This window comes from Providencia rettgeri, assembly GCF_001874625.1.
Taxonomy (GTDB): Bacteria; Pseudomonadota; Gammaproteobacteria; order Enterobacterales; family Enterobacteriaceae; genus Providencia; species Providencia huashanensis.
Genome location: NZ_CP017671.1, coordinates 3,049,622 through 3,065,892, shown reverse-complemented (window position 1 = coordinate 3,065,892; position 16,271 = coordinate 3,049,622). Strand labels below are relative to the sequence as shown.

Annotated in this window: 12 protein-coding genes; 5 read left to right on the top strand and 7 right to left on the bottom strand. The window is 40.8% G+C overall.

What is annotated here, in order from left to right:
• Nucleotide 1: 1 nt before the first annotated feature.
• From RB151_RS14065 to RB151_RS14040, 6 genes are all read right to left on the bottom strand, one after another.
• Entirely contained in the window at nt 2–2,095 is a 2,094-nt protein-coding gene (locus RB151_RS14065) for an ABC transporter permease (RefSeq protein WP_071548215.1), read from the bottom strand.
• 137 nt (nt 2,096–2,232) lie between these two features.
• A complete protein-coding gene (locus tag RB151_RS14060) occupies nt 2,233–3,264 on the bottom strand; it encodes an ABC transporter substrate-binding protein (RefSeq protein WP_042844675.1) in 1,032 nt (343 codons plus the stop codon).
• 14 nt (nt 3,265–3,278) lie between these two features.
• The gene (gene uhpC, locus RB151_RS14055; RefSeq protein ID WP_071548214.1) at nt 3,279–4,604 is read right to left on the bottom strand and encodes an MFS transporter family glucose-6-phosphate receptor UhpC; all 1,326 of its coding nucleotides are present in this window, start codon (nt 4,602–4,604) and stop codon (nt 3,279–3,281) included.
• A gap of 105 nt (nt 4,605–4,709) precedes the next feature.
• The gene (locus RB151_RS14050; protein ID WP_042845368.1) at nt 4,710–6,236 is read right to left on the bottom strand and encodes an MASE1 domain-containing sensor histidine kinase; all 1,527 of its coding nucleotides are present in this window, start codon (nt 6,234–6,236) and stop codon (nt 4,710–4,712) included.
• Nucleotides 6,237–6,242: 6 nt separating this feature from the next.
• A complete protein-coding gene (locus RB151_RS14045; protein ID WP_042844669.1) occupies nt 6,243–6,869 on the bottom strand; it encodes a response regulator transcription factor in 627 nt (208 codons plus the stop codon).
• 222 nt (nt 6,870–7,091) lie between these two features.
• Nucleotides 7,092–8,123: a methyltransferase gene (locus tag RB151_RS14040; protein ID WP_042844666.1), complete on the bottom strand. Its 1,032-nt coding sequence runs from the start codon at nt 8,121–8,123 to the stop codon at nt 7,092–7,094.
• Between the two features lie 1,056 nt (nt 8,124–9,179).
• Here RB151_RS14040 and RB151_RS14035 point away from each other — a divergent pair.
• The 5 genes from RB151_RS14035 to glnB all read left to right on the top strand — a co-directional run bounded on the left by RB151_RS14035 (nt 9,180) and on the right by glnB (nt 14,847).
• Nucleotides 9,180–10,619 (top strand): sensor histidine kinase, encoded by a 1,440-nt coding sequence (locus RB151_RS14035; RefSeq protein WP_071548213.1) that lies wholly within the window; start codon nt 9,180–9,182, stop codon nt 10,617–10,619.
• 83 nt (nt 10,620–10,702) lie between these two features.
• Nucleotides 10,703–11,458 carry a two-component system QseEF-associated lipoprotein QseG gene (gene qseG / locus RB151_RS14030; RefSeq protein ID WP_071548855.1) on the top strand — a complete coding sequence of 252 codons (756 nt, stop codon included), beginning with the start codon at nt 10,703–10,705 and terminating at the stop codon, nt 11,456–11,458.
• Nucleotides 11,445–12,785 carry a two-component system response regulator GlrR gene (gene glrR, locus RB151_RS14025; RefSeq protein ID WP_042844663.1) on the top strand — a complete coding sequence of 447 codons (1,341 nt, stop codon included), beginning with the start codon at nt 11,445–11,447 and terminating at the stop codon, nt 12,783–12,785. The genes qseG and glrR overlap by 14 nt, the downstream gene beginning before the upstream one ends.
• Before the next feature lie 88 nt (nt 12,786–12,873).
• Entirely contained in the window at nt 12,874–14,496 is a 1,623-nt protein-coding gene (locus tag RB151_RS14020; protein ID WP_071548212.1) for an NAD+ synthase, read from the top strand.
• Between the two features lie 12 nt (nt 14,497–14,508).
• Nucleotides 14,509–14,847, top strand: coding sequence for a nitrogen regulatory protein P-II (glnB, locus tag RB151_RS14015; protein ID WP_004912721.1), 339 nt, complete (start codon nt 14,509–14,511; stop codon nt 14,845–14,847).
• 194 nt (nt 14,848–15,041) lie between these two features.
• Here the strand turns inward: glnB and hmpA are convergent, their stop codons facing one another.
• Nucleotides 15,042–16,241 carry an NO-inducible flavohemoprotein gene (gene hmpA, locus RB151_RS14010; RefSeq protein WP_071548211.1) on the bottom strand — a complete coding sequence of 400 codons (1,200 nt, stop codon included), beginning with the start codon at nt 16,239–16,241 and terminating at the stop codon, nt 15,042–15,044.
• Nucleotides 16,242–16,271 lie beyond the last annotated feature (30 nt).

The following is a 16,271-nucleotide window of genomic DNA, read 5'->3' as shown; positions in this document are numbered from 1 at the left end:
GTCAGTTACTCCATGATAACTGTGCATTTTTGGCTTTGGAACGTGAAACACGGGCTTCGCCAATTAAATAGTCAAATAAGAAAATAATGGCCAACATGACGACAATCAGTATTGAACCATAAGCAATTGCCACGCCGTATTCACCATCCTCAACACGATTAAGAATGTAGGCAGTTGCTACGCGAGTATCGGGGGTTACCAAGAATACAATGGCACTTACTGTCGTGATCGCTCGCACGAAGCTATAAATCAAAGCCGATAAAATCGCAGGGCGCAGTAATGGCAACAGGATAAAGAAAATGGTGCGCATGGAGCCTGCCCGTAAGCTGAGTGAGGCTTCATCTAACGATTTATCAATTTGCCCTAAGCCCGCAATACCGGCACGGATACCGACCGGAACATTACGCATGGTCATCGATATAATGACGATAGCTGCGGTACCAGTTAAGTAAAATGGCGAGTCATTAAAGGCTAAAATGTATGACACACCAGCCACTGTTCCCGGTACGGCAAAGCACAGCATGGTGGTAAATTCGATGGTTTTTTTACCACGAAAATCTTGGCGAACGACGATATAAGCAATTAACAAGCCGAGTATGGCGGTGATTGGTGCAGCAATACCCGCGTACAGAAGAGTATCTAATAAGGATGGCCATGCGCCGTCACTCATACCTTGACCGAATAACTTAATAAAGTTATCGAAGGTTAATGTGTAATCAACGCCCCAGTTTACCGTGAAGCTACCATAGAAAATACTACCGTATAACAATACGTTAAAGGCAACCCAAATAGCTAAGAAGGTAGTTACAGTAGCAATTAATGACACAGGTAATGGTTGTACATCACCGCGATACGATTTGCCCGAAACAGTGACATAGGAACGCTTACCTATCCACATATATTGAACGCAGAACACTAATAGTGAGAAAACTAATAGTGATGCACCCAAGGTACTTGCTGCTTGATAATCGAGCTGAGAACCTGTGATATAAAAATAAATTTGTGTTGCTAGAACATCGAAGTTACCGCCTAACACTAATGGGTTACTAAAATCGGCTAATGACTGAACGATGACAATTAAGAATGCGTTAGCCAGTGCAGGTTTCAGTAATGGCATAAACACATTAAAAAAGGTTTGGTAGCGGTTAGCTCGTAAGGTATACGAAGCTTCTTCTAATGATGGATGAATAGTTTTAATTGCCCCATCCAAAATCATAAATGACATAGGGGTAAAGGCGAGGACTTGAGCTAGCCAAATACCAGTAAAACCGTATAACCAGTTGGTATTTTCTAACCCCATATAGGCCGCGAGAAATTCGGTGATATACCCAGAACGCCCCATCATCAACGTAACACCCAAACCGACAACGAATGGCGGAGTTACGATGGGTAATATTGAGAAAATACGGCCAATAATTGCGGAGCGTTTCGCAATACGAGTGGTGTAAATAGCTAAAATTAAACCAAAGAAGGTACAGCCAGCACCGACCGCCAATGATAAAAAGATTGAGTTAATAATGACTTGAACAATATGTGATTGTGTCAAAATCGCTACAAACGCAAAGGGAGCAAAATCGCCATTACCATCGGTGAACATGGGAATAAAAATAGCTACGCTCGGAAAAACAATAAACAGCGCAATCAGGGTGACAACAGTGATGAGTGAACCAATAACAAACTGGTCGCCACCAAGCCATTCAAGGCGTGTTAGTGCGAGAGTCATCACCATGCCAAGGGCGATAAATAACACTATCGAAGAGTAGCCTAAGCCTTTTCCTTCAAGATAAGAGGTCAAAATGACTACAGCAACCGTTGCTACTGCAATGCCAATATCCAAATAATGGCGAGTTTTATGATAGCGATCCGCAGGTGTTAACGGGCGAATAAATAAAATAGAAGGCAATAAATACCAAAGCCAACTAATGTTTAAGCTGCTCCAACCATACGCGGCAAGGATTTCATCTTGCGTAGAATCAAGTAAGCCATAATCAAGGCTCCAAGAAGGTAGCAAAGCAAAACCAATCCAAGCTAATAACAACCAGAAAAAGGTGCTATCTCGCTTTTTAGGTGGTGTCAGTGTTAGGGTTTGAGACATAGATCCCCCTAAGCTCATTATATTTTGTGTAAGCAGGGTGTTTAGCCATGACACAAACTATTTTGAGCTTAATTAAATTAATTTTTATTTTAGTTAAGTAAGTGCTCAATGCGGCGTATTAACGCCGCACCAAATTGTTATTTGCTCATTTTTACTTCAGTAACCCATTTATTGATCAGATTTTTACGGACATCTGCATCCCCGTATTTATCCATATCATAGTTAATTAGGTTTAAGTCATTGAGTTTTAATGAAACTGGGGAAGACTCCGCAGTGGTATTGGTTAAAATCTGGTAAGATTTACCTTCTTTCCAACTAAGTTCTTGCGCTTCTTTAGAGAGGACAAAATCAACGAATAGTTTGGCGTTATCCATATTGCGCGCATTTTTAAGGATACTGATACCGCCAATTTCATAGCCTGTACCTTCACAAGGTGCAATAAGCTCTAATGGTGCGCCATTTTCGACTTCTAATGAATAATCATGTAAGAACCCGATACCAATAGCAGACTCACCTCGAGCCGCATTACGTGCCGGTGCAATCCCTGACTTGGTGTATTGTGAAATATTCGCATTCAGTTTTTTCAGATAATCAAAAGCTTGTTCATTTCCCCATAGCTGGTCAAAAGTGGCCAGTGCGGTATAAGCTGTCCCTGAGCTTTGTGGGTCAGCAATTTGAATTTCGCCTTTATATTCAGGTTTAGTCAGGTCTTTCCAGCAAGTTGGGATAGGTAAACCTTTTTCTTTTAAGCGGTCTTTATTTACGCCAAAGCCTAAAATACCAATGTAAACCGCGGAAGAATAGTTCCCTTTACGTTTCGCAGGGTCTTGGAACTGAGGCATGATTTCAGATAATTTTGGCGATTTATAGGGTTCGAGTAAATCCATTTCCCCCGCCTGTGAATGAGGGTCTAATGTACCGCCATACCATACATCAGCTTGTGGATTGCGTTTTTCTGCTTCAATTTTAGCTAAAGTACTGCCAGAACCGTTACGAACAAATGTGGTTTTGACATCGTATTTTTTCGCGAAAGCTTGGGTTTCTGTTTCGCACATGGCATTAGTTGCGCTACAGTAAACCACCAGACGGCCTGCGGCATTTGCAGTGGTAGTGATTGCTGCAAGTGACAAACCCGCAGCGATAAGCGTAGAGAGAGTTTTCAGTTTCATTGTCAGTCCTTTTTTCAGGTTTTATTATCAGAGGGTGAAACAGTGCCTGCTAAGTGCTCCCGTTTGCTGACATTGGCAATCAAAAGAGGCATTAGCAGTAGCCCCATCAGAGCCGCTGCACTGGCGAGCAAGGTAAACATCCCTGACCAACCATAACGTGCAATGACCTGAGAGAGTGGCCATCCAGCAATTGCGGCACCTAAATAGGCGTACAAGCCAAGATAGCCTGTTACCGCTCCAGCTGCTTTTTTATGACAATATTCTGTTGCAGCTAGACCGATTAACATTTGTGGTCCAAAAACAAAAAAGCCGATAGCAAAAAAACATACAGCCAATAATGCATAATGATGAATTGGCGTTAACCATAAGGCGCTGACTGAAACACACAGGCCCAATGAAAACAGTAAAATCATGGGGGCGCGTTGGCCGCGAAACAAAAGGTCTGAACCCCAGCCAGAACAAAGAGCCCCTAATAAGCCACCTAATTCAAATAACGATAATGTTGCGTTAGCACTCAGTAAGTTGGTACCGTGTGTTTCTGTTAACCATAGGTTTCCCCAATCATTTATTGCCATGCGGATCAAATAAACTAAGATATAAGAGAAACCTAATAACCAAATCATGCGGTTAAAAACAATGCTCTCTTTTAAAATCAAGAGCATTGGCATTGGCGGAGACAAACGCTCTTGGCGTAATTCCAGCACATCTTTTCGCCATTGGCCCACGCTAGGAAGATTCTCTTCTTGTGGTGTTCCTCGTAACTGACTACATAGCCATAAACCAACAACCACGCCAATTACCCCAGGAACAATTAAAGCCATCTGCCAGCTATATTGGGTGGCTAATAGCGCTGTCAATAAAGGCAGCAGCATTCCACCAAGGTTAATCGAGATATTCCATAACCCCCACCAAAAGCCACGTTCATTGCGTGAATACCAATGGGTTAAGATACGTGCGCAAGGAGGCCATCCCCAACCTTGGAAAAAACCATTTAATGTCCACACCACTAATAAAGCAGGGAACGATAAGCAATAGGCGAATACGATATTTAGCAACCCAGTCATCACTAAGCCTGCCCCCATAAACCAGCGATATCCTGTAATATCGTGAAAAATACCCGATAAAAACTTTGAAATACCGTAGGTAAGGTAAAACGCAGTGGCTATCCAGCCGATATCGCTTTTATCGAGAAACAATTCACTTTGCATAACTGGCATCACGAAATTAAAGCTTTTTCGTGTAAGGTAAAAAGTGGCATAACCAATAATCATTGATAGCATTAAGCGGCGACGCCAAAAACGATAAGTGTTATCCAGACTCAACGTGTCATTACCTGTCATGGTGTTGTTTCTCTTGTTTGGCAAATGTAATCAAGTTTTTAACAAAAAGGATGAGAGAAGGTATTAGAGGGGTAGGAATAATTCCTAGTTTTGCGATGTTTTATCTCAAAATGTGGGCAAGTTAACACTTATTTTCGTTCCATTTTGGGTAGTTAACGTCCAATCACCGCCTAAGGCTCTGACTCGTTCTTCAATACCACGTAAACCAAAGCCGCTGGTTCGTTTACTAAAAGGAATACCAACGCCATTATCATCAACGATAAGCTGGATCTGGTCATTTACTTGTTCAAGTGATATATGGATTTGAGTGGCTTTCGCATGCTTACTGATATTGTTAAGTAACTCTTGGACTAGCCGATATAGTGTAAATAAAACCGTTTCGTTTATTGGTGTTTCTTGTAAACCGTAATGAAAATGGCATTGAATATTCCTTTCAGGGAAGGAAAACTCAGCAATTAAGTGTTTAAGCGCTTTTTCCAAGGACATTTCTTCTAGCACGGGCGGGCGTAACTGGCGCAACAATTGCCGTGTAGACTGGTGAATTTGCTGCGCGAGTTCATTAATTTGGCTCGCTGCTTGCTGGCCAAGTGGATCAGCGGCAGTTTTTTTGACTAACATTGATTGAATTTGGATGGCGGTAATATTTTGGCCGATTTCATCGTGTAACTCACGGGCAATCGCTTTTTTAATATCTTCTTCGGTATGGACTAATTGGCGCATTAAATCACGACGAGCTTTTAGCTCTTGTTCTAAACGTTGGCGGTAACGTTGTAAATTGCTAGCAAGTTGTTTTTGACGGCTAATGGCAATCCCTAATCCAATACCAATAAGGGCTTGGGTACTTAAGAACATCTCTAGCTCTTCTAAATCAGCGAAGGCACCGTGGAATTGCCGAGCAAAAGTAATAATTAAACTCCCTAATAGAGCGGAAAGTACTCCACCTTGCCAGCCATAGCGATAGGCCATAAAAACATTAGGAATAAATACCAGTAGGACAATTAAACGCTCTATTTCAGGCGCAAAAAAGACTTGAGCGCTTAAACCGACAACACAAAACAAAAAGCACCAGACAATCAATGAAGTACGTAATTGCTTATCAGGAGTCCCATAGTCAAGTAACATTTGGTAGTGCTGTTCGTGTAGATATTCATAAATTAGGTAAACAAATGGGGATAGCAAAATTCCGCCAGTGAATGTCGTTAAAAATAACTGGCTAACGGAATAGGGGGATAACCAACCAAATAATAACGCATGCAGAATGCTATTTGCAGCCACACCGGCGAGCAACAGTAATAAACGTTGCCAATATAAAGTGTATCGCCACCAGATATCTTGAATAATAAAAGCGACTCCAAGGCTGAGCAATGGAGAGAGTAATAAAATAGGTTGAAACAGTAATTGTTCTTCTGATAGCCAAAGATTGAGTATTCCTTCACTGAGTAGCAGTGTTGGCCAATAGCGTCGCCAAAGGATGATCATTAAAGCGAGTCTTAACCCTTGAGGAAGAAATAATGTTGCTTGAAAACTATTTTGGCTCAAATAAAAACCGATGATCCACAACCCAACCCACAATAATGAATAGGTAAAAAGTAGAAATGTGGATTGCAGTGTTAATCGCAGGCTTTTATTCATCATAAATTATCGAGAAATCAGGTTGTGTTCTAATGCATAATGAACCAGATCGATGGTATTTTCACACTGTAATTTACCGAGTACATTAGCACGGTGCACATGAACAGTTTTATGGCTCAATTCGAGTTGTTCAGCTATGACCTTAACGCTTAACCCTGATACTAATAAATCAAATACTTCGCGTTCACGAGGGGTAAGCTCTTGAATTCCTTTTTGTTGCTGCGGTGAATGGCGTAAAGCTCTCATGGCATCTGAACATAGGTAGCAACCTCCCTGATGGACAGAACGAACAGCTTGGACTAATTCTTCTGGTCCGCAGCGTTTCGTTAAATAAGCGCTAGCCCCCGCATCTAACGCACTTTGAACAAAAGCCGGCGTGTCATAAATACTTAAAATAATTGTACGGAAGTCGGGCTTTTTCTGGCGTAGACGCGTGAGTAATTGCAAGCCGTTTTCATCAGGCATAGAAATGTCCATAATGGCCACATCTATATCAAGGTTAATTAGGTTTGGCCAAGCTTCTTGGGCATTTGCATATTGCCCAACCACTGAAATATCACTTTCTAAGGTAAGCAATTGAGCGAACCCAGACCGTACAACAATATGGTCATCAATTAAGGCGATTTTTATCATTTGGCTTTATTATTTTAATGTGTAGTGTGTTACTCAGTCTTATATCAAGATGGGAAAGGATAATCTATAAACATCATTTAGAATTCTGATATTCATCAGAAAAGCAGAGTATAAAAGGAGGAGGAAAGGCGAGCCCACAATAGGCAATGACTTAATCGTACAAGGTAATAAAACTAAGGCTTAATGCTTTATTACCTGAAGAGTTAGCCCTTACTTAGATGATTAAACAGGCAATACTTCAATGATATAAACGTGGGTATCCGTGTCTATGATTCGGTTAAGTTTTAACCCAGACTTGGCAAATAGCGCTTCAAACTCTGCTTTTGTATGCCCGCCGCCATCCGCGGAAAGGTTGATACAGAGTAAATCCAATTCTTTGCCAAAATAGGGTTTGTCATCATCACCAATAACACAATCGATCAAGAGTAATTTAGATGATTGCTTCATGGCACGGCGGATAGTTTTTAGGATCTCAACAACTTTGTCATCTGGCCAGTCATGGCTGATATACTTAAGTAAAAATATATCGGCTTCTGGGCATTTTTCAAAGAAAGAACCGGGGCAAGTTTCCCAACGAGAGTCATCTTCTAATAAGTGTAAGATATTATTTTCTAAAACATGTTCCCTATCAAATAGAATACCTTGAACTGTTGGGTTGTTTTTCAGTACTTCGAGAAGTAAACCACCAAAGCCACCCGCAATATCAGCTACAACAATATTTTCATTGAAATCATAATGCCTAACTACAGAGTTATTTTCTATCGCTGAAAATGATGACATACCATTATGGAAGTTGTCGGGTAAGTTGGCATTTTTCTCCCAATATTCAAAGAAACTACCGCCAAATAAATCTTCAAATACCGGTTTTTTTAATGCGATATCACTTAATTGATAAGACGGCATCCAAAATGTTTGGTCTGTTACCATGAGTATCGCTTGGCGTAATGAAAATGGATGATCAGCCTTTAGAAATTCGGCTTCAGGGTTTAAGGCAAAACGCGAGTCACCTAGAGAGGTAAAAATCCGGTGGCTGGCAAGCAGGCGCAGTATTTGGCGAATTGTTCTTTCTCTGCAACCGAGTTCTTGTGCTAGCTGCTCTGACGTTTTGGGGCCACTCTCTAAGTGTTCAGCTAAATTAAGTTTTGCAGCTGCACGTAATGCAGCTTGAAACATGAAACCAATTGTTTGCTGTAAAACGTATACGCCAGCACTGAGGTCATCTGGTTTGTTAGTTACCGTTGAAGAGTCTTTCATTTGACATCCTATTATTGTTTAAAAAAAGGTCAATTGATTTGTTCTTTTTAAGTATTATATTACTTTGCGGAAAAAGCAAACCATATAAAAAGAAAATGCGAGAATTTCTTATCTTAATGTATTATAAGTAATTATTTTTTTGATTATCTGCTTTGTTATGGATTGTCAAATTAGAGTCAATATTTTATTTCACACATAAAATATAAATATATTTAATGTAACTTAACTGAAATATCAATAGGGTTAACTAGGTTTTTCCCCCTCTAATACGGGGTGTATAAAATTAACGACAGACCAGTATTGCCACTGTCGCCAAATGGAGACACTTATCTTGTTGATATTTAAGGTTATTTTATTTTTGGTGCTAGAGTGTCTTAAATTAGCGACAATACGATGAATGGAGAACACTATTTTTGTGTACTTAAATCCCGCAAAAGAATGATTTAATATATTTTTTGTTATTATTCAAAGTGATGAGTGTTTTCTTGAAAAGTTGGCATGGCTTGTGCATAATAATACTCAGTTGCTCATTCAATTTATTATGTAGGTCCATAATTAGTTGGGTACATACCACATAAAGCAAGAATGACGCCAAAGTAAGGTGCCTACCGTCCAACAGCACAGATACTCGCCTTCGGGCCTTATCAAACACAGGGCGACACGTTGAGTGAGGCACCACCTATATGATTATCTTTATTGTAAAGACATAGTCATATAAAAGAAGTAATCCATCGCTGGCGGGGTAGAGTCCAATACTCTATCCCGCCTTCCTGTTTATCTCCCCCAATCTATCGAACCGCTGTGTTGCTATCTCAGTGTAGTTTCCCCAAAGATCATCTTAAGTGATTGGTTGTTGAAATGCGCTTTTGCTATTTATTTATCAATAGATATGCGTGGCTAAAAAGCCCCGACCTTTATTTAGAGAGGTTGGCATGTTGATTGCTATCACATTATACACTTAGTCTGATTTCAACATTGCGGTATACAGAATTGTGATTCAACTACCCGTCCTACAAAGAGTTCTGTTACCATTAAAAAACGTTTAATGAGTATGAGATGAATGCATTGAGTAAATGGCGTTTTTTCCCGCGCTCCTTGCGCCAATTGGTTGTTATGGCATTCTGGTTGGTATTATTACCACTCTTAGTGTTAGCTTATCAGGCTTACCAAAGCTTAGAGCAACTGAGTAATCAAGCAGCCGATATCAATAAGACCACATTGCTTGACGCAAGGCGCAGTGAGGTCATGAGTAGTCTCGCCTTGGAAATGGAGCGTAGTTATCGGCAATATTGTGTTTTACAAGATGCGACACTACAGACACAGTATCAAAAGCAATTTGTTGACTATGAACAGATGCTTGAGCGCCAAAAGACGATTTTACCGAAAGACTCAGATACCTCTAACCTGTCTAAAATATTAGGGCAACTTAAAGCAGTTACTTGTGAAAATAACGAACCAACCCAGAAAGTTGTTCAAGCATTGGAACAATTTTCCGCTGAAAATGCACTTTTAATTCAAGAAACAAGAAATGTGATTTTTAGTCGTGGAGAGCAATTACAAAAAGCAATTGCCAATAAAGGGCAATTATTTGGTTGGCAAAGTTTAATCCTCTTTTTATTGAGCGCATTACTGGTCACTTTATTCACAAGGATGATTATTGGTCCGGTGATGGTTATTGAGCGAATGATTAACCGCCTCGGTACTGGTCGAACCTTGGCGAGCAATATAGAACGCTTTAAAGGCCCTCGAGAGCTGCGTACTATTGCTCAGCGGATCATCTGGTTGAGCGAACGTTTGGCATGGCTTGAATCTCAACGCCATGAATTTTTGCGTCATATTTCACATGAATTAAAAACGCCTTTAGCCAGTATGCGAGAGGGAACAGAGCTTCTTGCGGATGAGGTTGCTGGGCCATTAACGGTCTCCCAAAGGGAAGTTGTCGAAATCTTAGATCATAGCAGTAAGCACCTTCAGCAACTTATTGAACAACTTCTTGATTATAATCGCAAATTGGTAGATAACCCACCTGAAGCACAATTAGTCGATTTGCAAAAGCTGATTGACGATATTGTAAATGCACATAATTTACCGGCGAGAGCGAAAAATATTAAAACGGACGTGCGTCTAAAAGTTGAAAGTTGCTTAGCAGAACCGACACTTCTTGGGCGTGTAATCGATAATATCTACTCCAATGCGGTGCACTATGGCAGCGAATCAGGTAATATTTGGGTTTCTAGTCGTAGGATAGACAATAAACTTCTGATTGAAGTTGCTAATACAGGTACTCCAATCCCAGATTCTGAAAAAAGCATGATATTTGAGCCTTTTTATCAAGGTTCATTACAAAGAAAAGGTGCTGTTAAAGGAAGTGGATTAGGGCTAAGTATTGCACAGGATTGCATCAAACAAATGGGGGGAGAGCTCTCCTTGGTGCCTCATAAATCAGCAGATGTTTGTTTTAGAATTGAACTGCCTCTAACAGCAGAGAATGAATAATGGTAAATCGGTCTACAGAACTTTTAACCGTACTTTGTAATAAAGTCGCGTTTAATAAACAAAAGCAGGTGGTTAGTTACGTGATGAGACGTACAACTACACATATTGGGGTGGTTTTATTTGGCCTTTTTTTAACAGGTTGTGTTACGAAAGATGGGCAATCCCCCCTTGAAACACTGTCACAAGTTGTTGTACCTGAAGTTAAAGTGACTGACTATCGCTATGCATCTTGTGAAACTATTTGGGATAATGACCAGCTAGCAGCTCGTGAAAACGCCTTGTTTTGGTTACGTATGATGGATTGTGCTGATAGGGTTGATATGACTCAGGCTCGAACTGATGCTAATCAAATAACGGTGACGGATTGGTCGACGGCATTTCAACAAAATATCTTATTAAATTCAGCAGACCCCAGCATTGCTGAAAGGCGAAAAATGCTTGATAGCATTAATACCTATAGTTTGAGTTTTCCAACAGGGGTACGCCCCTTATTGCAGCTATGGCGTGAACAACAAGTGCAAATTATTAACCTTTCTGATGCAGGTTCGCGTTATAAGCGTTTGCAGCAAGAAATGGACAGTAAACTCGACCGCCTAAAGGAAGACAATGCCAAGCTGGCTTTTGAATTGAACACGACTGCGCGAAAATTAGAAAACTTAACGGATATTGAACGCCAACTTTCTTCACGCAAAAAAAGTACTAATGAAACAGAAAAAGAAGTCGAGAATGCAGTAGAAGGGGAAAAACCTACATCTTCAGAGAGCCAGCAGCCAAGTAACACATCGGGCTCATCTGTAGAACAGCCTTCATCGGAGAATGAACCTAATGACAAACCGTAAATCGGCAAATTTACTGTTAGTGGATGACGACCCAAGTCTACTTAAACTACTCGGAATGCGTTTAAGTAGTGAAGGTTTTAAAGTCATTACGGCAGAAAGCGGGCCTGAAGCACTAAAAATATTACAAAAAGAAAAATTAGATTTAGTGATCAGCGATTTACGAATGGATGAAATGGATGGCATGGCGTTATTTGATGAAATTCAAAAAGCCCATCCGAATATGCCCGTTATTATATTAACGGCACACGGCTCTATTCCTGATGCTGTTGCGGCTACACAACGAGGGGTATTTAGTTTCTTAACTAAACCTGTTGATAAAGATGCACTATATAAAGCCATCGACGAAGCTCTTGCGCTTTCATCAACCCCAATAAGTGATGAGGAATGGAGCTCTGGTATTGTGACTCGCAGCCCTTTAATGATCCGTTTACTAGAGCAAGCCCATATGGTTGCTCAGTCAGATGTAAGCGTATTAATTAATGGGCAAAGTGGTACAGGTAAAGAAGTATTGGCTCAAGCAATCCATAAAGCAAGCCCTCGTGCTCGTAAGCCATTTATTGCGATTAACTGTGGCGCATTACCTGAGCAATTATTAGAGTCTGAACTTTTTGGCCATGCTAAAGGTGCATTTACAGGCGCGGTGAGTAATCGTGAGGGGTTATTTTTCGCTGCTAGTGGTGGGACCTTATTTTTGGATGAAATTGGTGATATGCCAATGCCATTGCAAGTCAAATTATTGCGAGTGTTGCAAGAGCGCAAAGTACGCCCCTTAGGAAGTAACCGTGATTTAGATATTGATGTACGAATTTTATCTGCCACTCATCGTGACTTACCGAAAGCGATGGAAAAAAATGAGTTTAGAGAAGACCTTTATTACCGCTTGAATGTAGTTAATCTACGTATTCCTGCATTGAATGAACGCTCTGAAGATATCCCATTATTAGCTAATCATTTATTACGTGAGTCAGCATCTCGCCATAAACCGTTTGTACGCAGTTTTTCCAGTGATGCGATGAAATGCCTTATTACCGCGAGTTGGCCAGGAAATGTGCGTCAGCTAGTCAACGTCATTGAACAATGTGTTGCACTCACCACGTCTCCTGTTATTAGTGAAGCGCTTGTCAGTCAGGCTCTGCAAGGGGAAAATACGGCCCTCCCGACTTTTGTTGAAGCGCGTAATCAGTTTGAACTAAATTACTTGCGTAAGTTATTACAAATGACGAAGGGGAATGTGACTCAAGCTGCTAGAATGGCAGGGAGAAATCGTACAGAATTTTATAAATTACTTGGTCGTCATGATTTAGAAGCCAATGATTTTAAAGAATAAATGAAAATTATTGACCGCATGAATTTTATCGAACAAATTATGTGCAATAGAGCAATCCATATTCATGCTTCGGGAGAAAAAACACCTTATGAGCCGTAAGCTTAACATTTCGCTAGCACAACTTAACTGGCTAGTCGGTGATATTGAAGGCAATTGTGAACGCATGCTGCAAGTTGTAAAAGAACAAGCAGGTCACACTGATATCGTTATGTTTTCAGAGTTATCACTGACTGGGTATCCTCCGGAGGATTTGATTTTCCGTGGTGATTTTGAAGACCGTTGCCTCGTACAACTTGAACGCCTACAAAAAGCCAGTTCTGCTACAGCAATTATCGTCGGTCACCCATGGTATGAAAACGATGAAATCTATAATGCGTTATCATTTTTTTACCAAGGCAAATTACACGCACGTTATTTTAAACAAGAACTGCCAAATTATGGTGTATTTGATGAGCCTCGTTATTTCACGGCTGATGAAAAAACCTGCGTAGTCGAATTTAAAGGTTATCGCATTGGGTTATTGATTTGTGAAGATATTTGGTATGACGAGCCAGTGGATGCCGTTAAAGGCGCCGGTGCTGAGTTATTACTCACGATAAATGCTTCACCTTATGATATTCACAAAGAACATATTCGTAGTGACTTGCTGGTCGATCATTGCCAACGTACTAATATGCCTATCGTCTATCTCAACCAAGTCGGTGGTCAAGATGAACTAGTATTCGATGGCGGTTCTAAGGTATTGGCGAATAAAGGTAAACAAGTATACCAGTTGGCTGAGTTTGAAGAACAAGTAGCGACAGTCCATTTTGAAGATTTGGTATTGGTGACTGATGGTGGGGCTCAAGAAGAAACGAACTCAGTGGCTCAAGTTTACCAAGCGTTGGTATTGGCAACACGTGATTACATCACTAAAAATGGCTTCAACGGTGCCATTTTAGGGTTGTCTGGAGGAATAGACTCAGGGCTGACTGTTGCTATTGCCGTAGATGCAATAGGTAAAGAGCATGTACAGGCAGTGATGATGCCTTTCCGCTATACTTCTGAAATGAGCATCCATGATGCCAAAGAACAAGCTGAGCTGCTCGGAGTTGAATTTGATATTGTTTCTATTGAGCCAATGTTTGATGCATTCATGGCACAATTAGCACCTATGTTTGAAGGTACAGCAGCTGATACAACAGAAGAAAACCTACAAGCACGTTGCCGAGCTGTTATTCTAATGGCAATGTCTAATAAACGCCGTCGTTTAGTGTTGACCACAAGTAACAAAAGTGAATCGGCCGTGGGCTATTCAACATTATATGGCGATATGGCTGGGGGATTTGATGTATTAAAAGATGTGCCTAAAACCCTCGTCTTTGAGTTAGCTAAATATCGTAATACAATATCGCCAGCTATCCCTCAACGTGTCATTGATAGGCCTCCTTCTGCGGAACTTGCTCCAGGCCAGTTAGACCAAGACAGCCTACCGCCTTATGACGTTTTGGATGCGATACTTGAAGGTTATGTCGAAAAAGATCTCTCCGTTAATGATTTAATTAAGTTAGGTTTTGATAAAGACATGGTGCGTAAAGTTGTACGCCTTGTTGATATTAACGAATATAAACGCCGTCAAGCTCCTATTGGGCCGCGTATTACCATGCGTAATTTTGGGAAAGATCGCCGTTATCCGATCACCTCAGGTTTTGGCCGTAAAAACTGGTCATAACAGGGACTATTTATGAAAAAAATTGATGCAATTATAAAGCCATTTAAACTTGATGATGTTCGTGAAGCTCTGGCTGAAGTAGGAATAACTGGGATGACTGTTACTGAAGTGAAAGGCTTTGGTCGCCAAAAAGGGCATACCGAGCTGTATCGCGGTGCAGAATATATGGTCGATTTCCTCCCTAAAGTAAAAATTGAAATTGTAGTTCCGGACGATATAGTCGAAAACTGCGTCGAAACCATTATGCAAACCGCGCAAACCGGTAAAATTGGTGATGGTAAAATCTTTGTTTATGACGTTGCCCGGGTGATCCGCATCCGTACGGGTGAACAGGACGAAGAAGCGATTTAAACATAGAAGGAAAAAGCGGTAACGGAAAATACACAGGAATGGGATTAAAACAGTGTATTTGTTAGATGAACCCGTTACCGCTAAATTGCGAGAAAACTAAGCCGCTTGAGCTTTAAAACGTGATTAAAGCAATTTTAATGCGTTAATGCATCTCAAGAAATGCTCTTCTCACGAGAAGAGCATTTTTTTATCAATTAGTTGAGTGGCAGAACCTTATGTGGGCCAAAACATTCATAGTGAATAGCATTGGCATCAATCCCCATTGAAACCAACTGTTTACCAACATGTTGCATAAAACCGACTGGGCCGCAGAAGTAAAACTGCATGTTTGGTTGCTCAATCCATTCACGAACTTGCTCTAAGTCCATTAAACCTTGGAATTGATAATCAAAGCCAGCCCGATCAGTTGTACGAGGTTGATTAAACCAAATGGCAGATTGCCCCGCTTTTTGTTTTGCCATCAGTTGTTGTATTTCATGGCTAAAAGCATGAACAGCCCCATTTTCAGCCGCATGTAACCAATTAACTTGTGCATCGTGCCCTTGTTCTGTGAGGTGGTTAAGCATACTTAACATCGGGGTTAAACCTACACCTGCAGAAATTAACGTGACAGGGGTTTGGTTATCAACATCGATAAAGAAATCACCACAAGGAGGGGCCAATAATACGCTATCACCTTCATTTAATTGCTGGTGTAAGAAATTAGAAACAGCGCCTTGGTCTTCGCGTTTTACGGCGATACGATAGCTATGACCATTAGGTGCAGTAGTTAATGAATATTGGCGAATTTCTTGGTTTTCAAAATCATCACTATTTACATAGATTGTAATATATTGCCCTGCGCGGTAATTTGCGACGGGTTTGCCATCGACAGGGACAAATTCAAAACTGGTGATGACATCACTTTGTGGCTGTTTTTGTTTTAGTTTAAATTCCCGTAGGCCTTCCCATCCCCCCGTTTTATCTGAGTTTTCTTGGTAAATTGCGGCTTCACGACCAATGAAAATATCCGCTAATACACCATAAGCTCTTCCCCATGCATCAAGCACTTCTTGACCTGGGTTAAGTAATTCATCGATAGCTGCCAGTAAGTTTTCCCCAACAATTGGGTAGTGCTCCGGTTTGATATTTAAACTCACGTGTTTTTGTGCGATTTTTTCCACGGCAGAAACCAGTGCTTCAGGTGTTTCAATATGGACGGCATAAGCGCAAATAGCATTGAATAGGGCTTCGCGTTGGTCACCATTCATTTGGTGAGTCATATTGAAAATATCTTTTAGTTCAGGATGTTGTTTAAACATTCTGTCATAAAAATGGGCGGTAAGTTTGGGGCCTGTCTCAGCAATGGCAGGGATAGTTGATTTGACAATGGCAATGGTTTGGCTATCTAACATACAGGTGCTCCTGAATTATTTTCATGTTCC